Here is a 19,666-nt window from a genome sequence, read left to right as displayed (position 1 = left end):
TGATCCGACTGTGATCAGGTTCGCTTCGGCGTGTGTATCGGAACGGGATCGAACGCCGGGTCGTCCTTCCTGGTGCAGGCGCTGCGCGGGATCGGTGTCCCTGTGGGCCTCATTGGTATGTCAAGGTTTAAGGCGATTTGAACACTTTCCGCATGGCCTTGGTTCCGCAGAGTGAATAAGGGACCCAATAGCAGATCTCGGCTTGACTCGCCCGTAGCAGCACACTTGTAATTTCACTCGTGTCGTTCAGCCGGAATCGATAACGGCTGGATCACGGGGACGCGAAAGACAGACGAGGGGCGCACATGACCGAGCTGGTGCAGCAACTGCTGGTCGACGACGCGGACGAGGAACTCGGCTGGCAGGAGCGCGCACTGTGCGCCCAGACCGACCCCGAGTCCTTCTTCCCCGAGAAGGGCGGCTCCACCCGGGAGGCCAAGAAGGTCTGCCTCGCCTGCGAGGTCCGCTCCGAGTGCCTCGAGTACGCCCTCGCCAACGACGAGCGCTTCGGCATCTGGGGCGGCCTGTCCGAGCGGGAACGCCGCCGGCTGAAGAAGGCCGCCGTCTGACCCGCCGTCCGACGGGCGGTGCGGCCGGCGCGTACACGTACGCGCACCCGTACCTGCACCCGCGCACGCACCCGGACGCGGCGGCGGAAAAGACGGGAACGGCCCGTCGCGGGTGGGTTGTCCACAGGCGGCGGTCCGCGGTCCTGCCCAGCCGATAGTGTGGGCGCTCGTCCGAGACGCCCCGCCGCCCCCAACAGGCACGGGCGTCCACCGCAGTCCACCGAACCGGGGCCCGTACCTCGATGTCCGTGCACAGCCACACGGCAGCCCAGCAAGACCTCGCTGCCGCACCTGAGTTCCCGCGCCACGTGGTGACCGCGGTCCTCGTCGCCCACGACGGAGCCCGCTGGCTGCCCGACGCGCTCGCCGGGCTGCTCGGCCAGGAGCGCCCCGTCCAGTACGCCGTGGCCGCCGACACCGGCAGCGCCGACGACTCCGCCCGGCTGGTCACCGAGGCCCTCGGCGACGACCGGGTGCTCCACCTCGCCCGGCGCACCGGCTTCGGCCAGGCCGTCGAGGAGGCCGCCCGCACCGCCCCCGTCCTCACCCCGGACGACCTGGCGTACCTGAAGCGGCCCAGCGGCTGGGACCCCGTCACGCGCACGTGGCGCGACGACACCTACGACCTGCCGGAGCTTCCCCACGGAGAGCCGGTGCAGTGGCTGTGGCTGCTGCACGACGACTGCGCCCCCGAACCCGACGCCCTGGCCCAGCTGCTGCGCGTCGTGGACAACGAGTACGAACTCGGCCGCGACGACGTCGCCGTCGTGGGCCCCAAGCTCCGCGGCTGGTACGACCGCCGGCAACTGCTCGAGGTCGGCGTCTCCATCGCCAACTCCGGCCGCCGCTGGACCGGTCTGGACCGCAGGGAGCAGGACCAGGGCCAGCACGACCACGTGCGGCCGGTCCTGTCCGTGTCCACCGCCGGCATGCTGATCCGGCGTGATGTCTTCGAGCGGCTCGGCGGGTTCGACCGCCGACTGCCCCTGATGCGCGACGACGTCGACCTGTGCTGGCGCGCGCACGCCGCCGGACTCCGCGTCCTCGTCGCCCCCGAGGCGGTCGTACGCCACGCCGAGGCGGCCTCCCGCGAACGCCGCGCCGTCGACTGCGCAGGCCGCACCACCGCCTCCCCGCACAAGGTGGACAAGGCCGGCGCCGTCCACACCCTCCTGGTCAACGTCCGCACGGCCGTGCTGCCCTGGGTGCTGCTGCGCATCGTCGTCGGCACCCTGCTGCGCACCCTCGCCTACCTCGTCGGCAAGGTCCCCGGCCAGGCACTCGACGAGATCCGGGGCCTGTTGAGCGTTCTGCTGCGCCCCGAGCGCATCGTCGCCGGACGCCGGGACCGCGGTCGGCCGCAGATCGAGAAGGACGAGCTGCGGGCCCTGTTCCCGCCGCCCGGCGCGACCGTCCGGGTCACCGTCGAACAGGTCGCGGGCAACCTCGTCGGCAGCTCCGACGCCGAGACGGCCACCGGTGCCGGACGCCACGGCGGCGGCATCGAGTCCGGACCCGGCGGCGACGACGCCGACTTCCTGGAGATCGAGCAGTTCGCCCGCCTCAAGCGCATCGCCCGCAAACCCGGCCCGCTGCTCTTCCTGGTGCTGCTGCTCGTCACCCTGGCCGCCTGCCGCGCCCTCCTCGGCAGCGGCGCGCTGGCGGGCGGCGCCCTGCTGCCCGCCCCGGCCGGCGCCGGCGAGCTGTGGTCGCGGTACACCGACGCCTGGCACACCGTGGGCACCGGCGGCACCGCCTCCGCACCGCCCTACCTGGCGATCGTCGCCACGCTCGCCTCCCTGCTGCTGGGCTCCACCGGACTCGCCGTCACCCTGCTGCTGGTCTGCTCGGTGCCCCTGGCCGGCGTCACCGCGTACTTCGCCTCCCGCCCGCTCGTCCCCTCCCGGCTGCTGCGCGCCTGGGCGGCCGTCGCCTACGCCTTCCTGCCCGCGGCCACCGGCGCCCTCGCCGGCGGCCGCCTCGGCACCGCCGTCCTCGCCGTGCTCCTCCCGCTCATCGCGCGCGCGGGGGTCGCGGCGGCCGGCCTCACCCACGCGTCCGGCACCCGCGGCAGCTGGCGGGCCACCTGGGCGTACGCGCTGCTGCTGACGATCGCCACCGCCTTCACGCCCGTCGTGTGGCCCGTCGCGCTGCTCCTCGGCGCCGGGGTCCTGGTCCTGCGCCGGAGCGACATCACGGCGTACGGGCCGCGCTTCCTCGCCCAGCTCGGCACCCCGCTGCTGCTCCTCGCCCCCTGGTCGCTGTCGCTGCTCCCGTTCGGCTTCTTCGACGAGGCCGGCCTGGAGTACGGCGCCTCGGCCGCCTCCGCCCTCGACCTGCTCGGCGCCAGCCCCGGCGGCCCCGGCACGGTCGGCGGACTGGTCCTCGTCGGCATCGTGCTCGCCGCACTGGCCGCGCTGCTGCGCTCCGAGCGGCAGCTGGGCATCCGCACGGCCTGGACCGTCGCCCTGGTCGCCCTGGTCTTCGCGGTGCTCTCCAACCGCTCCGTCTGGGCCGGACCCGCCACGCTCGTCTACGGCATCGCCCTGCTGTCCGCCGCGACCCTCGGCGCCGACGGGGCACGCTCACGCGTGGCCGAGCAGAGCTTCGGCTGGCGCCAGCCGGTCGCCGCCCTGATCGCCCTCGCCTCGGCCGTCGGACCGCTGATCGCCGCCACCGGCTGGATGATCGGCGGCGCCGACGGACCCCTGGAGCGACGCGACCCCGTCCAGGTGCCGGCGTTCGTCGCCGAGGAGAGCCGCACCCACGACCAGGCCCGCACCCTCGTCCTCGACAGCGACTCCGCCACCCATGTGAGCTACACGCTGGTGCGCGGCTCCGGAGCCCGCCTGGGCGACGGCGAACTCGCCGCCGGGGACGGCGGCAACGGCGGACTCGACAAGGTCGTCGCCAACCTCGTCGCCGGTTCCGGCGCCGACCAGGCGGACCAGCTCGGCGGCTTCGCGGTGCGCTACGTCCTCGTGCACAAGGGCGCGCCGCGCGAGGTCACCCGCGTCCTGGACGCCACGCCCGGCCTCAACCGGCTCAGCCAGCAGGACGGCAGCGGCCTGTGGCGGGTGGACCAGGAGGTCGCGCGCGCGACGATCGTGTCCGGCGAGGGCCCCGGTGCCGACGGGCCGCGGCCCGTGGCCGCCGGTCCCGTCGAGATCCACACCGAGATCCCGTCCGGCGCCGACGGCCGTGTGCTGCGCCTCGCCGACACCGCCGCCGAGGGCTGGACGGCGACCCTGGACGGCAAGCCGCTCACCCGCACCACCGTCGACGGCTGGGCGCAGGGCTTCGAACTCCCCGCCGCCGGCGGGGAGCTGGACGTCACCTACGACGAGCCGTTCACCCACACCGCCTGGCTCTGGGCCCAGGGCCTGCTCGCCGTGGTCCTGGTCGTCCTCGCCCTGCCCGGCAGGCGCCGCGACGTCGACGACGACCTGCCCGAGGAGGAAGCGGTCCCCGCCGGGGCCGTCGAGGGCGAGGGCCGCCGCGCCCGGCGACTGCGGGCGCAGGCCGAGGCGGAGGCCGAGGCCGGGGCGGGCGCCCAGCCGGTGCCCGGGGCCGAGGGCGCCTCGGCAGAGGGCGCCCCGCCCGCCGGGACACCCGCGGCGGTCCCGCAGCAGCCGGCGTACGGCGCATGGGACACGACGGGGTACGACGGCACCGCTCAGGGCTCCTACGACCCGTACGGCGGCGAGCAGTACCAGAGCGCGCCGCCCTACGACCCGGGCGCCTACGCACAGCAGCAGCCGTACCAGGGCGACCCCTACCAGGCGGACGCCTACCAGGGCGGTCATGGCGGTCAAGGTGGCCAAGGCGGTCAAGGCGGTCAGGGCGGGCAGTACGAAGCGGGACCGTACGACCCGTACGCCTACGGCGATCCCTCCGACCCGTCCCAGGCCGGACCGTACGACCCCGCCTACGGCCGGACCTACGGCCCGGGCGGATACGACAGGCCGTACGACCCTGCCCAGGCCCACGATCCCCACGGCACCGGCAGTGAGCGTCCCGACGGGAGCCAGCAGTGAAGCGCACCACCCTGTCCCTGATCGCCGGCACGGCGGCGCTCGCCGCCGTCACCGGATTCGCGGCGGTGTCCTCACCGGACGCCACCGGCGCGGACACCGCCGGGCCCGCCGTCCGGCTGCCCGTGGAGCGCACCAGCCTGTCCTGCCCGGCGCCCAGCACGTCCGACCTCGCCGAGACGGCGTACACCTCCTTCACGCCCGTCACGAAGGGCGCGAACGAGAAGGGCGAGGCCGCGCTCACGACGGCGGCCTCGGGCACCGCGTCCGGGGAGACCGAGAGCGGGAAGAAGTCCGAGAAGCCCGTCGTAGAGCCCGAGGCGCCCGGTGCACCGGTCGCGGGGGAGGTCTCCGGGGCCGAGGCGCCCGCGCTGATCGGGACCGCGACGGGGAGCCACGCCCCCGGCTGGACGGTGCAGCAGACCACGGAGGTCGCCGCCGGCACGGGCCGGGGACTGCTGGGCGTCAACTGCACCGTGCCGGACACGGAGTTCTGGTTCCCGGGCGCGGCCACGGCCGCCGAGCGCACCGACTACGTGCACCTGACCAACCCCGACGACTCCGCGGCCGTCGTCGACATCGAGCTGTACGGCAAGGACGGCGCCCTGAAGACCACGGTGGCGGACGGCGTCACCGTGGCGCCGCACGCCAGTGAGGCGCTGCTGCTGTCCACGCTCAGCGACGTGAAGGAGACCGACGTCACCGTGCACGTCAGCGTGCGCAGCGGGCGGGTCGGGGCCGCGGTGCAGGCCCTGGACGACAAGACCGGCGGCGACTGGCTGACCGCGGCCGCGGACCCGGCCGGCGAGCTCGTGCTGCCGGGCATCCCCGAGGACGCCACCGCCGTACGCCTGGTGCTGTTCGCACCCGGCGGCACCGACGCCGACCTCAAGGTGCGGCTCGCCTCGCCGACCGGGCCGATCACGCCCGCCGGGAACGAGACGGTGCACGTCAAGGCCGGCATGACGACGGGAGTCGACCTCGGTGAGGTCACGCGCGGCGAGGCGGGATCGCTGACGCTGACCCCGACGGGCCGGTCGGTGCCGGTCGTGGCCGCGGTCCGGGTCGTGCGGGGCGAGGGCGCGGAGCGGGAGTCGGCCTTCATCCCGGCCGCCGCCCCGGTCGGGGCGCGCGCGACGGCGGCGGACAACCGCGCCAAGAGCACGACGTTGTCCCTGACGGCTCCCGGACAGGCGGCGAAGGTCAGGGTGACGGCGTCCGCGGGCACCGAGGGCGGTACGGCGGCCACCAGGACGTACACGATCAAGGGCGGCACGACCCAGGCCGTCGAAGCTCCGGTGCCGACGGGTCTGAAGGGCACCTACGCGCTGACCGTCGAGACGGTCTCGGGCGGCCCGGTGCACGGGGCCCGCACGCTCACCGGGCAGGACGACGACGTCGCGTCCTTCACCGTGCAGACCCTCCCCGACGACCGGGGGACGGTCGCCGTACCCCACGCGGACGAGGACCTGGCGGTGCTGCAGCGGTAGCGGCCGCGCGGGCGGCGGGCCACGGCGCCCCGGGGCCGCGACCGCCCGCTCAGTCCTCCCCGTACTGCGGGTCCACCGTCTCCGGCGTCAGCCCGAGCAAGTCCGCGACCTGCTCGACGACGACCTCGTGCACGAGCGCCGCCCGCTCGTCCCGCCCCTTCGTCCGGATCTCGACCGGCCGCCGGTACACGATCACGCGGCCTCGCCGCCCCTCCCGCGAGGGCACCGTCGTCCCGAGCGGAACCGCCTCGTCGTCCCACGCCTGGTCGGCGGCGCCGTCCAGCCGCGGCACCTCGAGGACGAGGAAATCGATGTCGGCGAGCTGCGGCCACCGCCGCTCCAGGCGCTCCACGGAGTCCTGCACCAGGTCCGCGAAGATCTCGCCGCGGCTCGCGGCCAGCGGTACCTGCGGGGGTGCGATCGGGCCGCGCATGCCCCGGCCGTGGCGATCACGACGGCGGGGTCCTGGGCGGCCGGTCTCACGGGGCGTCACGGGGTTGTCCATCACCGCTGAAGGGTAGTCCCCGCCACGTCCGCGCGCCGGACCGCACACGCACGACGGCCCGTGCGGGAGCGCCTGGCGGGGCGTGTCGCCCGATGACCGTTCCAGCCAAGCTTGGGCTCGATTCCGCATCACTCCGTGACCGTCGAACTCAGGGCAAATGTCGCTGTTCGTAGCGGTTCGCGACCGCCGCCGGAACCGCCGGACATCCCGCGCACCAGCGTCCGTGCAGGTCAAAGCGGTGTGTCCGGAGGGGCGTGTGGGGCGTTTCACACCACGACACGGTGTGGTGACCTGGTGGGGAGTCGTCGCGGCCCGCTCAAGAGTGCGGTACCGTCCAACATCGTGAGCCCTGTACGTCGCTGTTCGCGCACCGCCTGCGGCCGTCCCGCCGTCGCGACGCTGACGTACGTCTACGCCGACTCGACCGCGGTCCTCGGCCCGCTCGCCACCTACGCCGAGCCCCACTGCTACGACCTGTGCGCCGAGCACTCCGAGCGCCTCACCGCCCCGCGCGGCTGGGAGGTCGTCCGCCTGCTCGACGGCTCGGCCCCGGCCCGCCCCAGCGGTGACGACCTGGAAGCGCTCGCCAACGCGGTGCGCGAGGCGGCCCGTCCCCAGGAGCGGGCGGCCGAGGCCGGCGGCGGTCCGCGGACCGCCGATCCGATGGAGGTCGCGCGCCGCGGCCACCTGCGCGTGCTGCGTTCGCCGGACAACTGAGACCCGTCCCGTACCTCCGGCCCCTCCCGTACGGCCCGTTGCGGCACACCCATTGACGTCACCTTGTCGCGGACACGACCATTCCGGATGTCACGAGAAACCGCTTTCGCATGGCGGAATCCGGGGAGGCGCCCGTGTACGTCCAGGAACTGGAACCCGTCGCCGGTTCCCTCGGCCTGTCCGCCCTGGTGGCGGCCCTGCCCCTGGTGATCGTCCTCGTCCTGCTGGGCGGCGTCCGCATGAAGGCGCATCTGGCGGGCCTCACGGGCCTCCTGGCGGCCGTGCTCGTCGCCTGGCTGGCGTACGGCATGCCGCTGGACCAGACGGCCTCCAGCGCCGCCCAGGGGGCCGCGTTCGGGATCTTTCCCATCCTGTGGATCGTCGTGAACGCCCTGTGGGTCTACCGGATGACCGTCCGCACCCGGCACTTCGACATCCTGCGCCGCTCCTTCGGACGGCTGTCCGACGACCCGCGCATCCAGGCCCTGGTCGTCGCCTTCTGCTTCGGCGCCCTGCTGGAGGCCCTCGCCGGGTTCGGGGCGCCCGTCGCGATCTGCTCGGTCATGCTCGTGGCGCTCGGCTTCGACCCCGTGCGCGCGGCGGTCGTGTCACTGGTCGCGAACACCGCGCCGGTCGCCTTCGGTGCGATGGGCACCCCGGTGGTGACGCTGGCCCAGGTCACCGGACTGCCGCTGGACGACGTCGCCTCCGTGGTGGGCCGCCAGACCCCCCTGCTGGCCCTCGTCGTCCCCCTGCTTCTGGTCGCCCTGGTCGACGGGCGACGCGGACTGCGCGAGACCTGGGTGCCCGCGGCGGCCTGCGGTGTGGCCTTCGCCGTCGCCCAGTTCGTCGCCTCCAACTACGTCTCCGCCCAACTCGCCGACATCGCCGCCGCCCTCCTGGGCGCCGGTGCCCTGGTCGCCGTACCGCAGGCCCGCCGGCCCGCCGCCGAGCCCGTGCGCGCGTCCGTGCTGACCGGCGCGAGGAGCGGGGAACTGGACGAGGACGACCCCCGCCGGGAGGTCCTGCGCGCCTACGCGCCCTACGCCCTCATCGTCGCCGTCTTCTCCGTCGCGCAGATCCCGGCGGTCAAGGACTGGCTGGCCCGCGCGACCCGGACCTACGACTGGCCCTTCCTGGACGTGGCCGACCCCGCGGGGAACCCGGTCGGCGGAAACGTCTTCTCCTGGCCGATCGTCTCCACCGGCGGCACCCTCGTCCTGCTCGCCGGAGCGGTCAGCGCCGTCGTCCTCGGCGTGCACGCGCGCGTGGCCGTCAAGGAGTGGCTCGCGACCGTGCACGAGCTGCGGTTCGCGATCCTCACCGTCACCTCCGTGCTGGCCCTCGCCTACGTCATGAACCTCTCCGGACAGGCCGCCACCATCGGCCACTTCGTCGCGGCGGCCGGCGCCGGGCTGGCCTTCCTCTCACCGGTGCTCGGCTGGTTCGGCGTCGCCGTCTCGGGCTCCGACACCTCCGCCAACGCGCTCTTCGGCGCCCTCCAGGTGACCGCCGCGCGGGAGTCGGGCCTGTCACCCGAGCTGCTCGCCGCCGCCAACAGCTCGGGCGGCGTCCTCGGCAAGATGATCTCCCCGCAGAACCTCACCATCGCCTGCGCGGCCGTCGGACTCGCGGGCCGCGAGGGCGACCTGCTGCGCAAGGTGCTGCCCTGGAGCCTCGGTCTGCTCCTGGTCATGTGCCTGATCGTGGTCGGGCAGTCCACACCGGTCCTGGGCTGGATGCTGCCCTGACACCGTCCCCTGCACCCTCGTCCCCTGCTCCGCGCTCCGCGCTCCGTGACCCTCGCCCCGTGCCCCTGGCCCCCGCGCAGCCGGCACGGCCCGACACGGCCCAGGACGGCCCGACATGGCCCCGATCCGCTCCGAGCTCGCCCTGACCTCGCTCTGACCTCGCTCTGCCCTTTGGGAACCGCACGACGCCCGGTCCGTCCTTACGGGTAGTTTGTGGGCTCCGACAGGACTTGAGGGAAGGCTGGCCGTGGCTGCTGATCTGTCGCAGATCGTGAAGGCGTACGACGTGCGCGGTGTCGTTCCGGACCAGTGGGACGAGACGCTGGCCGAGCTGTTCGGCGCGGCCTTCGTCGAGCTGACCGGCGCGCGCGCCATCGTGGTCGGCCACGACATGCGGCCGTCGTCCCCGGGCCTGTCCGGTGCCTTCGCGCGCGGGGCCGCGGCCCGAGGCGCCGACGTCACCGTGATCGGCCTGTGCTCGACCGACCAGCTGTACTACGCCTCCGGCGCGCTGAACCTGCCGGGCGCCATGTTCACGGCCTCGCACAACCCGGCCCGGTACAACGGCATCAAGCTCTGCCGCGCGGGCGCCGCCCCCGTCGGCCAGGACACCGGCCTCGCCGAGATCCGCGCCCTGGTGGAGGGCTGGAGCACCTCCGGCGCCCCGGAGCCGGCGACGCGGCCGGGCACGGTCACCCAGCGGGACACGCTCGCCGACTACGCCGCCCACCTGCGGTCCCTGGTCGACCTCAGCTCCATCCGCCCCCTGAAGGTCGTCGTCGACGCGGGCAACGGCATGGGCGGTCACACCGTCCCCTCGGTCTTCGCCGGCCTGCCCCTCGACCTGGTGCCGATGTACTTCGAACTGGACGGCACCTTCCCCAACCACGAGGCCAACCCGCTCGACCCGGCCAACCTCGTCGACCTCCAGAAGCGCGTCCGCGAGGAAGGCGCCGACCTCGGCCTCGCCTTCGACGGCGACGCCGACCGCTGCTTCGTCGTCGACCAGGACGGCGACCCGGTCTCCCCGTCCGCGGTCACCGCCCTGGTCGCCGCCCGGGAGCTCGCCCGCAACGGCGGCAAGGGCACCGTCATCCACAACCTGATCACCTCCTGGTCCGTCCCGGAGGTCGTGGCGGAGAACGGCGGCACACCGGAACGCACCCGCGTGGGCCACTCCTTCATCAAGGCCGAGATGGCCAGGACCGGCGCCATCTTCGGCGGCGAGCACTCCGCGCACTACTACTTCCGCGACTTCTGGAACGCCGACACCGGCATGCTGGCCGCCCTCCACGTGCTCGCCGCCCTCGGCGAGCAGGACGGCCCGCTGTCCGCCCTGGTCGCCCAGTACGACCGCTACGCCGGCTCCGGCGAGATCAACTCCACCGTCGACGACCAGACGGCCCGCCTCGACGCGATCCGCGCCGCCTACGAGGGCCGCGACGGCGTCACCCTCGACGAACTGGACGGCCTGACCGTCACCGCCGCCGACTGGTGGTTCAACGTCCGCCCGTCCAACACGGAGCCCCTGCTGCGCCTCAACGCCGAGGCCCGCGACGAGGCGACGATGGCGAAGGTCCGCGACGAGGCCCTGGCGATCATCCGGTCGTGAACACGACACCGACCGCGAGCAGCCGCCGGGGGTGCCTGTACGACCCGTCGGGCAGCCCCGGAAACGGCGCGGGCGGGCGCTGGGGCCCCGAGGGAGCGCACGCCACCGCCGACGCGGGAGACACCCCGCAGCGCCGGTCACCGACGATCCGACCTGCGGTCGCCGAAGCCCCGGCCAGTTGCCGACGCCCCGGCTTGCGGTCGTCGACGCCCCGGCCAGTTGCCCAAGCCCCGGCCGACGGTCGCCGAAGCCCCGGCCAGTTGCCGATGCCCCGGCCGACGGTCGCCGACGATCCTCCCCGCGGTCACCGATCACCCCTCCCGCGGTCACCGAAGCCCCACCTGCGGTCACCGACACCCCGGCCCGCAGTCGCCGACGACCCTTCCCCCGGTCACGGACCCACCCCTCCCGCGGTCACCGATGCCGGGTTCCGCGACACCCACCCGTCCCCGCCACCGGCCCCGTGACCGGCGGTACCCTGACCAGCACATCCGCACAAGCCCCACCGCCCCGAAGGGAACCCCCATGCCGCTCGAAGCCGGCCTCCTGGAGATCCTCGCCTGCCCGGCCTGCCACGCCCCCCTCCAGGAGCGGGACGCGGAGCTGATCTGCACCGGCCAGGACTGTGGCCTGGCGTACCCGGTCCGCGACGGCATCCCCGTCCTGCTCGTCGACGAGGCCCGCCGCCCCGGATGAACGCCGGTCAGGCGCCCGCGCAACCGAACGAACGCCCCGGCGATCGGAGACTGCCGCCATGCTCGACGAATCGCTCCTGGACGCACCGGAGCGCCTCACCGAAGCCGACCGCCGCGGCCTGCTCCGCGGTGCCGCCGAGGCAGGCGCCCGCGTACGCACCGCCGCCCGGCACGCCGTCGAGGCCGGTGTCGGTGACCTCAGGCCCGACGGCCGCCCCCGCGCCGTCCTGATCGCCGGTCCGGGCGCCGCGGCCACCCACGCCGCCGACCTCCTCGGCACCCTCGCCGGTGCCGGTAGCCCGGTCACCCGCCTCGCCCCCACCGGCGTCGCCCCCGCCGCGGGCGCCCTGCACTGGGAACTGCCCGGCTGGGCCGGCTCCGTCGACCTCCTGCTGATCGCCACGCCCGACGGCACCGAGCCGGGCCTCGCCCTGCTCGCCGAACAGGCCTACCGCAGGGGCTGCACGGTCGTCGCCGTCGCCCCCGCCCGGACCCCGCTCAGCGACGCGGTGAACGGCTCGCACGGCCTGTTCATCCCGATGGCGACCGCGCCCTACGACCACGACGAACCCCTGGCCGGCGCCGCCCCCGGCGTCCTGTGGGCGCTGCTCACCCCGCTCCTCGCCCTGCTGGACCGCACCGGCCTGCTCGAAGCGCCGCCCGACGCCATCGAGAAGGTCGCCGACCGCCTCGACCGCGTCGCCGAGCGCTGCGGGCCCGCCGTCGTGACCTACAGCAACCCCGCCAAGACCCTGGCGGCCGAGCTGGCCGACTCCCTCCCGGTCGTCTGGACCGAGGGCACCTCGGCCGGACCGGCGGGCCGCCGCTTCGCCGCCGCGCTCGCCGAACTCTCCGGCACCCCGGCCGTCGTCGCCGAACTCCCCGAGGCGCTCGACGCGCACAACGCCCTGCTCGCGGGCCGACTCGCCGCCGGCGCCGACCCCGACGACTTCTTCCGCGACCGCGTCGAGGAGGCACCCGCCCTGCACGCGCGCGTAGTGCTCCTGCGCGACCGCCCCATCGGCGGCCTCTCCGCCGCCCCGGGCGCCCGTGACCTGGCCCTCGGTCACGACACGCCCATCAGCGAGCTGGAGCCGGGACTGGGCGACGAACTGGAGACCCTCGCCGAACTGATCGCCGTCACGGATTTCGCCGCCGTTTACCTGGCGCTCGCCTCGGGCGCCTGATCTCGTACGCACCATCGCGTACGTCTTCGTACGCAGGACCCGCACTGGACACGCACCGGCAGAGAGAGCCCATGGACCGCCTCGACAACACCGTCCGCCCCTACGCCTGGGGTTCCACCACCGCGATCCCGGCCCTGCTCGGGACCGAGCCGACCGGGGAGCCGCAGGCGGAGATGTGGATGGGCGCCCACCCCGGCGCCCCCTCCCGCACCGGCCGGGGCACCCTCGCCGAAGTCGTCGACGCCGACCCCGAGAAGGAACTGGGCGCCGCCTCCGTGGCCAAGTTCGGCCCCCGGCTGCCCTTCCTCCTCAAGCTCCTCGCCGCCGGCGCCCCGCTCTCCCTCCAGGTCCACCCCGACCTGGCCCAGGCCAGGGCGGGCTACGAGGACGAGGAGCGCCGGGGCGTCCCGCTGGACGCCCCGCACCGCAACTACAAGGACGCCAACCACAAGCCCGAACTGATCTGCGCCCTCACCGAGTTCGACGGCCTCTGCGGCTTCCGCGCCCCCGCCGAGACGGCGGACCTGCTCGACGGCCTCGGCGTCGCCTCCCTCAAGCCCTACGTCGACCTGCTACGCGCGCACCCCGAGGACGCCGCCCTGCGCGAGGTCCTCACCGCGATCCTGACCGCGGACCCCGAGGAGATGACCCGCACGGTCACCGAGACCGCGGCCGCCTGCCACCGCCTCGGCGGCGCCTACGCGCCCTATGCCGACATCGCCCACCACTACCCGGGCGACCCCGGCGTCCTCGCCGCCCTGCTCCTCAACCACGTACGGCTGCAGCCCGGCGAGGCGCTGTACCTCGGCGCGGGAATCCCGCACGCCTACCTCGACGGCCTCGGCGTCGAGATCATGGCCAACTCCGACAACGTCCTGCGCTGCGGCCTCACCCCCAAGCACGTCGACGTCCCCGAACTGCTGCGCATCGTCCGCTTCGAGGCCGGCGACCCCGGCGTCCTGCGCCCCGAGGCGTCCCCCGACGGCGAAGAGGTCTACGAGACCCCGATCGACGAGTTCCGCCTGTCCCGGCACGTCCTCCCGGAGGGCTCCGGGAGCCACGACCTCACCCGGCCCACCCCGCAGATCCTGCTCTGCACGGCGGGCACCCTGCGAGTGGGCGAACACGAACTCACCCCCGGACAGTCCCTGTTCGCGGCCGCGGGAGAAAAGGCCGAAGTGTCCGGAACCGGCACGCTCTTCCGGGCCACCGTGCTCGTCTGACGCAGGTCTGACGGGCGTACGACGGGGCATCCGGCACGTCGGGGCCCGCGCGGGCTGCAACAATGGCGCACCGCAAAGGAGGGGCAAAGCCGATGACCGGCCGAGCCCCCACCGGCGTACGGACGCAGACGAAGGCGAAGGGACAACGCGACACATGAGCGCGTCAGGCGGAACCAAGGCGATCGTGGCGGCACTGCTCGCCAACCTCTCGATCGCGGTAGCGAAATTCGTGGCGTTCCTCTTCAGTGGATCGTCGTCGATGCTCGCCGAGTCCGTGCACTCCCTCGCCGACTCCGGCAACCAGGGACTCCTGCTCCTCGGCGGCAAACGCGCCCAGCGCGCCGCCACCCCCCAACACCCCTTCGGCTACGGCCGCGAGCGGTACATCTACGCCTTCCTCGTCTCCATCGTGCTCTTCTCGGTCGGCGGCATGTTCGCCGTCTACGAGGGCTACGAGAAGATCAAGCACCCCCACGAGATCGAGCACTGGTACTGGCCGGTGGGCGTCCTGGTCTTCGCGATCATCGCCGAGACCTTCTCCTTCCGGACCGCCATCAAGGAGTCCAACACCCTGCGCGGGAAGAAGTCCTGGAAGGAGTTCGTCCGCCACGCCAAGGCCCCCGAGCTGCCCGTCGTCCTCCTGGAGGACCTCGGCGCCCTCGTCGGCCTGATCCTCGCCCTCGGCGGTGTCGGCCTCGCCCTGCTCACCGGCGACGGGGTCTGGGACGGCATCGGCACCCTCTGCATCGGCGTGCTGCTCATCGTGATCGCGCTGGTCCTGGCCGTCGAGACCAAGTCCCTGCTGCTCGGTGAGGCCGCGGGCACCGAGGCCGTCGAGCGGATCGAGAGCGCGATCGTCGACGGCGACACGGTCACGGGCATCATCCACATGCGCACGCTCCACCTCGGCCCCGAGGAACTGCTCGTCGCCGCCAAGATCTCCGTCCGCCACGACGGCACGGCCACCGAGATCGCCTCCGCCATCGACGCGGCCGAGGCCCGCATCCGCGAGGCCGTCCCGATCGCCCGCGTCATCTACCTGGAGCCGGACATCTACAACGAGACCGAGGCCGCCAAGGGGCCGGACCGCGAGGCGGCCCCCGGCGGCCCGAGCACGCCGCCCGCCGCCCACTGACACCCCCTGTTCCCACGCCCCCGGGGCCCGCCGATCCACTCGGCGGGCCCCGGCGGCGTCCGCCCCTGCGCACCCCGTGACACCTCGGATACGTCCGGAAGTGATCGGAGGCGGACTGGGGACGGCGGGCACACCGGTGTAGCTTGGGACGGAGCCAGACGTCGCTGCTGATGGCGGTCGGGCGGTCCGAGCACGGACCGGCCGAGGGAGAGAGGGCCTCCGACGGACTGCGCTGCGCGCACGCGGGCATGCCTGTGTCCTCTTCGGGGCACCCCTGTGTCCGCCGCCGCGCAGGTCAGCCGTACCCACCCTCGACCCAACACGAGGAGCAGCTCGCAATGACGACTGTCGACAACCGACAGGACTTCAAGGTCGCCGACCTCTCCCTGGCCGAGTTCGGCCGCAAGGAGATCACCCTCGCCGAGCACGAGATGCCCGGCCTCATGGCGATCCGCAAGGAGTACGCCGAGGCCCAGCCGCTCGCCGGCGCCCGTGTCACCGGCTCCCTGCACATGACCGTGCAGACCGCCGTGCTCATCGAGACCCTGGTCGCCCTGGGCGCCGAGGTCCGCTGGGCCTCCTGCAACATCTTCTCCACCCAGGACCACGCCGCGGCCGCCATCGCCGTCGGCCCGAACGGGACGCCCGACAACCCGCAGGGCGTCCCGGTCTTCGCCTGGAAGGGCGAGACCCTGGAGGAGTACTGGTGGTGCACGGAGCAGGCTCTGACCTGGCCGAACACCCCCACCGGCGGCCCCAACATGATCCTGGACGACGGCGGTGACGCCACCCTCCTCGTCCACAAGGGCGTCGAGTACGAGAAGGACGGCAAGGTCCCCTCGGTCGACACCGCCGAGTCCGACGAGCACCGCGTCATCCTCGAACTCCTCACCCGCACGGTGAGCGAGACCCCGCAGAAGTGGACGCAGCTGGCGTCCGAGATCCGCGGCGTCACCGAGGAGACCACGACCGGCGTCCACCGCCTGTACGAGATGCACCGCGACGGCACCCTGCTGTTCCCGGCGATCAACGTCAACGACGCGGTGACCAAGTCGAAGTTCGACAACAAGTACGGCTGCCGCCACTCCCTGATCGACGGCATCAACCGCGCCACGGACGTCCTCATCGGCGGCAAGACCGCGGTGGTCTGCGGCTACGGCGACGTGGGCAAGGGCTGCGCGGAGTCGCTGCGCGGCCAGGGCGCCCGCGTGATCGTCACCGAGATCGACCCGATCTGCGCCCTGCAGGCGGCGATGGACGGCTACCAGGTCACGACGCTGGACGAGGTCGTCGACAAGGCGGACATCTTCGTCACGACGACCGGCAACAAGGACATCATCATGGCCTCGGACATGGCCAAGATGAAGCATCAGGCGATCATCGGCAACATCGGCCACTTCGACAACGAGATCGACATGGCCGGCCTCGCCAAGATCCCGGGCATCGTCAAGGACGAGGTCAAGCCGCAGGTCCACACCTGGACCTTCCCCGACGGCAAGGTCCTCATCGTGCTGTCCGAGGGCCGCCTGCTGAACCTGGGCAACGCCACCGGCCACCCGTCGTTCGTGATGTCCAACTCCTTCGCGGACCAGACCCTGGCCCAGATCGAGCTGTTCACCAAGCCCGACGAGTACCCGACCGACGTGTACGTGCTGCCCAAGCACCTGGACGAGAAGGTCGCCCGCCTCCACCTCGACGCCCTCGGCGTCAAGCTGACCACGCTCCGCCAGGAGCAGGCCGACTACATCGGCGTCAAGGTCGAGGGCCCGTACAAGGCGGACCACTACCGCTACTGAGCCCGCGTCGCGGTCGGCGGGTACGCGTCATGCACGCACACGTACCCGCCGACCGCCGGCTCCTCCGAGGCAGGCCCCCGCACCCCCGTGCCGGGGGCCTGCCCCGTTGGCGCCTCAGCGGCCGGACCAGCAGCCCGTCACCACCCAGGACCACCATGCCCCGCGGCCGTTATTCGCTCCACGATCCGCACGACCACACCCCCCTCGGAGAAGAACACTTCCAGTGCGCCCCCGGCCCCTCCGGCTGGCGCTACGTCTCCCGGCTGACCACGCCGACCGGGGACCACCACGGCTCCGTCGACCTCGCTCTCGACGAACTCGGCCGCCCCCTCCGCCTCGAACTCCACGCCGCGAGCTGGCAGGTACGGGGCGCGGCCATCGACGGCGTCACCTGGGTCCGCACCGACCCCACCGGAGTCCACGCCACCGAAGGCAATGCGCGCGCCCACGCCTTCACCGGCTCGTCCCCGGCCTTCCTCGTCGCCGTCGCCCGCCTCCTGCGCCTCACCCCCTCCGGATCGGCAACCCGTGTCCGCCTCGTGGCCCTCACGGACCCGGTCCTCGCCCCCCGCACCGTGGACCAGTCCTGGGCCTTGCTCCACAGAGAAGCACACGCCACTGACAACGGCCCTCTGACCGTGGACGAATACCAGGTCACCGCCCTGGACACCGGCGAGCAGTACGCCGTGCACATCACCGGCGACGTCGTCCTCGCGGCCCCCGGCATCGAGCTGGAGGACCTGGAGTCACCGCCGTCCGTGTTCCCGTGAGCGTCGGGCGCACAGCCCTGCGGGACCGCCCCGGCACCGCCCGCCCCGCCTACGCCGGAGGCACGAACCCGGTGCCCGGTCGGCCGTCCGACGGCGTCTCCCGCGTCCCCTCGGGCCCGCCTCCCCGCGCGGGGCCGGCCGGCGGCGCCCCGGGAGGCCCGACCGGGGGCACCGCGGAGGCCGCCGGCGAGGGCGCCGCCCACGGCGGCAGCGGTGGCGCCACCGGGGAGGCCTGCGGAGAGGGAGCCGCGGGAGCCGCCACCGCGGGTCCTCCGCCCCCCTTCGCGGCCCCGAAAGCCCGCCGGGCCTCCCGGACCTGCCGTTCCTGCACCACCGCCGCCAGATAGGCGGCCGGCGGAACCCCCTGCGGCGCCGGCGCCCCCGTACGGGCCGCCACATCGGCGGCGAGCCGTTCCGCCATGGCCCAGCCGACCCGGGGGTCCAGCTGCCCCATCCGTGTCAGGCACTGGCGGACGGCGAGCCACAGATCGTCGGGCACCGCCGACAGATCCAGCTCGGCGAACCGACCGGCCAGCCAGGGTGGGGGCGGCGGCAGGAAGCCCGCCTGCGCGACGGGCACCCGCTCGCGCACGACCAGCGTCCCCGCGAACACGTCACCGAGCCGCCGCCCCCGCGCCGACACCAGCGAGGCGATACAGGCGACCACGCCGAAGGTCATCAGGATCTCGATCACCCCGATCAGACCCCGCACCAGCGAGTGCCGGAACCTGACCGGCCCGCCGTCGTCCCGCACCACCCGCAGACCGCAGGCCATCTTCCCGAGCGAGCGCCCATGGCTCAGCGTCTCCACCGCGATCGGCCCGCCCACCAGCACGAGGACGAACGCCGCGATCGACAGCGCGGTCTGCGCCGCCATGTCCAAGGAGGCGGTGGACGCCACCAGCGCGACGGTCACCGCCACGTAGACGGCCACGGCCACGGCCAGATCGAGCAGGACGGCCAGCGCCCTGCTGGGCAGCCGCGCGGGACGCAGCTCCAGCGCCACCGCCTCACCCGTCACCAGCTCACTCACGCCTGCCGCCCTTCCCCTCACCGCCCCCGTCCCCGCCAGTCTGCCAAGCTGAGGACACACCGCGCCGCAGTACGACAAGCTGATCCACGACGAGCCGCTGACGATAGCCGAGGAGCAGGCACACCGATGGACCTCGACGTCTTCGTCTCCGCCCACCGCGCGGAGTGGGACCGCCTCGACGCGCTGCTCCGGCGCCGGCGCCGGTTGACCGGCGCCGAGACCGACGAACTCGTCGCCCTCTACCAGCGCACGGCCACCCACCTCTCCCTCATCCAGTCCAGTGCGCCCGACCCGCAGCTCACCGGGAGACTCAGCCAGTTGGTGGCCCGCGCGCGCAGCGTGGTGACGGGCACCCGCCGAGCCTCCTGGCGCGACGTCACCCGATTCCTGACCCAGCAGTTTCCGGCCGCCGTCTACCGGGCCCGCCACTGGTGGGTCCCCACCGCCCTCCTGTCGACCGCTGTCGCGGCGCTCCTGGGCTGGTGGATCGGCACCCACCCGGAGGTGCAGTCCACGATCGCGGCGCCCAGCGAACTGCGCGAGCTGACCCGCCCCGGCGGCCAGTACGAGACGTACTACTCCAGCCACCCCGCGGCCTCCTTCGCCGCGCAGGTCTGGACGAACAACGCCTGGGCCGCCGCGCTCTGCCTGATCCTCGGGGTCTTCCTCGGCCTGCCGGTCATCTGGATCCTGTTCCAGAACATGCTCAACCTGGGCGTCGGCTTCGGCCTCATGTCCTCGGCCGGCCGCCTCGACACCTTCCTGGGCCTCGTCCTCCCGCACGGCCTGCTCGAACTGACCGCCGTGTTCGTCGCCGCCGGCACCGGGCTGCGCCTGGGCTGGACCCTCATCGACCCGGGCCCGCGCACCCGGCGCGTCGCCCTCGCGGAAGAAGGCCGAGCCGCCATCGGCATGGCGATCGGTCTCGCGCTGGTCCTCTTCGTCTCCGGTGCGATCGAAGGCTTCGTCACCCCTTCCGGCCTGCCCACCTGGGCGCGCATCACCATCGGAGTCGTCGCCGAGCTGGCCTTCCTCGCCTACGTCTACGTCCTGGGCGGACGTGCCGTGCGGGCCGGTGACACGGGGGACGTCGAGGTGTCCGAGCGCAGCGCCACCGTGCCGACGGTCGCCTGATGTGCATCAGCCCCC

General features: G+C 73.5%; 15 protein-coding genes. 13 read left to right on the top strand and 2 right to left on the bottom strand.

The window, feature by feature from the left end; translation table 11 throughout:
• Positions 1 to 305: 305 nt before the first annotated feature.
• The 3 genes from SAM23877_RS14495 (at position 306) to SAM23877_RS14485 (ending at position 6,093) form a co-directional block, all read left to right on the top strand.
• A complete protein-coding gene (locus SAM23877_RS14495) occupies positions 306 to 569 on the top strand; it encodes a WhiB family transcriptional regulator (protein ID WP_003975777.1) in 264 nt (87 codons plus the stop codon).
• Positions 570 to 811: 242 nt separating this feature from the next.
• A complete protein-coding gene (locus SAM23877_RS14490; RefSeq protein ID WP_079030205.1) occupies positions 812 to 4,606 on the top strand; it encodes a glycosyltransferase family 2 protein in 3,795 nt (1,264 codons plus the stop codon).
• Positions 4,603 to 6,093, top strand: a complete 1,491-nt coding sequence (locus SAM23877_RS14485) for a DUF5719 family protein (protein ID WP_053132054.1) — start codon at positions 4,603 to 4,605, stop codon at positions 6,091 to 6,093. Before SAM23877_RS14490 ends, SAM23877_RS14485 begins: the two co-directional genes overlap by 4 nt.
• 49 nt (positions 6,094 to 6,142) lie before the next feature.
• Here the strand turns inward: SAM23877_RS14485 and SAM23877_RS14480 are convergent, their stop codons facing one another.
• Positions 6,143 to 6,598, bottom strand: coding sequence for a metallopeptidase family protein (locus SAM23877_RS14480; protein WP_162492150.1), 456 nt, complete (start codon positions 6,596 to 6,598; stop codon positions 6,143 to 6,145).
• Positions 6,599 to 6,892: 294 nt separating this feature from the next.
• On the opposite strand from SAM23877_RS14480, the gene SAM23877_RS14475 reads away from it, so the two are divergent.
• The 9 genes from SAM23877_RS14475 to SAM23877_RS14440 all read left to right on the top strand — a co-directional run bounded on the left by SAM23877_RS14475 (position 6,893) and on the right by SAM23877_RS14440 (position 17,484).
• Entirely contained in the window at positions 6,893 to 7,315 is a 423-nt protein-coding gene (locus SAM23877_RS14475) for a DUF3499 domain-containing protein (RefSeq protein ID WP_073729114.1), read from the top strand.
• Positions 7,316 to 7,449: 134 nt separating this feature from the next.
• Positions 7,450 to 9,066 (top strand): L-lactate permease, encoded by a 1,617-nt coding sequence (locus SAM23877_RS14470; protein ID WP_053142470.1) that lies wholly within the window; start codon positions 7,450 to 7,452, stop codon positions 9,064 to 9,066.
• A 247-nt stretch (positions 9,067 to 9,313) separates the two neighbouring features.
• Positions 9,314 to 10,678, top strand: a complete 1,365-nt coding sequence (locus tag SAM23877_RS14465; protein WP_053132045.1) for a phosphomannomutase/phosphoglucomutase — start codon at positions 9,314 to 9,316, stop codon at positions 10,676 to 10,678.
• A gap of 525 nt (positions 10,679 to 11,203) precedes the next feature.
• Positions 11,204 to 11,374, top strand: a complete 171-nt coding sequence (locus SAM23877_RS37395) for a Trm112 family protein (protein ID WP_079030204.1) — start codon at positions 11,204 to 11,206, stop codon at positions 11,372 to 11,374.
• 58 nt (positions 11,375 to 11,432) lie between these two features.
• Complete coding sequence (locus SAM23877_RS14460; RefSeq protein WP_053132042.1) at positions 11,433 to 12,560, top strand: SIS domain-containing protein; 1,128 nt, start codon at positions 11,433 to 11,435, stop codon at positions 12,558 to 12,560.
• Between the two features lie 71 nt (positions 12,561 to 12,631).
• Positions 12,632 to 13,783 (top strand): mannose-6-phosphate isomerase, class I, encoded by a 1,152-nt coding sequence (gene manA / locus SAM23877_RS14455; protein WP_053132032.1) that lies wholly within the window; start codon positions 12,632 to 12,634, stop codon positions 13,781 to 13,783.
• A gap of 154 nt (positions 13,784 to 13,937) precedes the next feature.
• Positions 13,938 to 14,918, top strand: a complete 981-nt coding sequence (locus SAM23877_RS14450) for a cation diffusion facilitator family transporter (RefSeq protein WP_053132028.1) — start codon at positions 13,938 to 13,940, stop codon at positions 14,916 to 14,918.
• Positions 14,919 to 15,256: 338 nt separating this feature from the next.
• Positions 15,257 to 16,714: an adenosylhomocysteinase gene (gene ahcY / locus SAM23877_RS14445; protein ID WP_053132025.1), complete on the top strand. Its 1,458-nt coding sequence runs from the start codon at positions 15,257 to 15,259 to the stop codon at positions 16,712 to 16,714.
• 155 nt (positions 16,715 to 16,869) lie between these two features.
• Positions 16,870 to 17,484, top strand: a complete 615-nt coding sequence (locus SAM23877_RS14440) for a hypothetical protein (protein WP_053132022.1) — start codon at positions 16,870 to 16,872, stop codon at positions 17,482 to 17,484.
• A gap of 49 nt (positions 17,485 to 17,533) precedes the next feature.
• Here SAM23877_RS14440 and SAM23877_RS14435 read toward each other — a convergent pair whose 3' ends face one another.
• Positions 17,534 to 18,517, bottom strand: coding sequence for an RDD family protein (locus tag SAM23877_RS14435; RefSeq protein WP_053132019.1), 984 nt, complete (start codon positions 18,515 to 18,517; stop codon positions 17,534 to 17,536).
• Between the two features lie 126 nt (positions 18,518 to 18,643).
• Between SAM23877_RS14435 and SAM23877_RS14430 the strand changes: the two genes are divergently transcribed.
• Positions 18,644 to 19,651 (top strand): stage II sporulation protein M, encoded by a 1,008-nt coding sequence (locus SAM23877_RS14430; protein ID WP_053132017.1) that lies wholly within the window; start codon positions 18,644 to 18,646, stop codon positions 19,649 to 19,651.
• Positions 19,652 to 19,666: the final 15 nt, after the last annotated feature.

Source organism: Streptomyces ambofaciens ATCC 23877 (assembly GCF_001267885.1).
Classification (GTDB): Bacteria; Actinomycetota; Actinomycetes; order Streptomycetales; family Streptomycetaceae; genus Streptomyces; species Streptomyces ambofaciens.
Note: the sequence above shows the minus strand (reverse complement) of the source record. Positions and strands in the feature narration are given on the sequence as shown.

What these genes read in the sequence shown, in the direction of transcription:
- SAM23877_RS37395 (WP_079030204.1), top strand. Translation starts at nt 11,204, where the DNA reads ATGCCGCTCGAAGCCGGCCTCCTGGAGATCCTCGCCTGCCCGGCCTGC.
- SAM23877_RS14440 (WP_053132022.1), top strand. Translation starts at nt 16,870, where the DNA reads ATGCCCCGCGGCCGTTATTCGCTCCACGATCCGCACGACCACACCCCC.
- SAM23877_RS14430 (WP_053132017.1), top strand. Translation starts at nt 18,644, where the DNA reads ATGGACCTCGACGTCTTCGTCTCCGCCCACCGCGCGGAGTGGGACCGC.
- SAM23877_RS14490 (WP_079030205.1), top strand. Translation starts at nt 812, where the DNA reads ATGTCCGTGCACAGCCACACGGCAGCCCAGCAAGACCTCGCTGCCGCA.
- SAM23877_RS14450 (WP_053132028.1), top strand. Translation starts at nt 13,938, where the DNA reads ATGAGCGCGTCAGGCGGAACCAAGGCGATCGTGGCGGCACTGCTCGCC.
- SAM23877_RS14460 (WP_053132042.1), top strand. Translation starts at nt 11,433, where the DNA reads ATGCTCGACGAATCGCTCCTGGACGCACCGGAGCGCCTCACCGAAGCC.
- SAM23877_RS14495 (WP_003975777.1), top strand. Translation starts at nt 306, where the DNA reads ATGACCGAGCTGGTGCAGCAACTGCTGGTCGACGACGCGGACGAGGAA.
- manA (WP_053132032.1), top strand. Translation starts at nt 12,632, where the DNA reads ATGGACCGCCTCGACAACACCGTCCGCCCCTACGCCTGGGGTTCCACC.
- ahcY (WP_053132025.1), top strand. Translation starts at nt 15,257, where the DNA reads ATGACGACTGTCGACAACCGACAGGACTTCAAGGTCGCCGACCTCTCC.
- SAM23877_RS14480 (WP_162492150.1), bottom strand. Translation starts at nt 6,598, where the DNA reads ATGGACAACCCCGTGACGCCCCGTGAGACCGGCCGCCCAGGACCCCGC.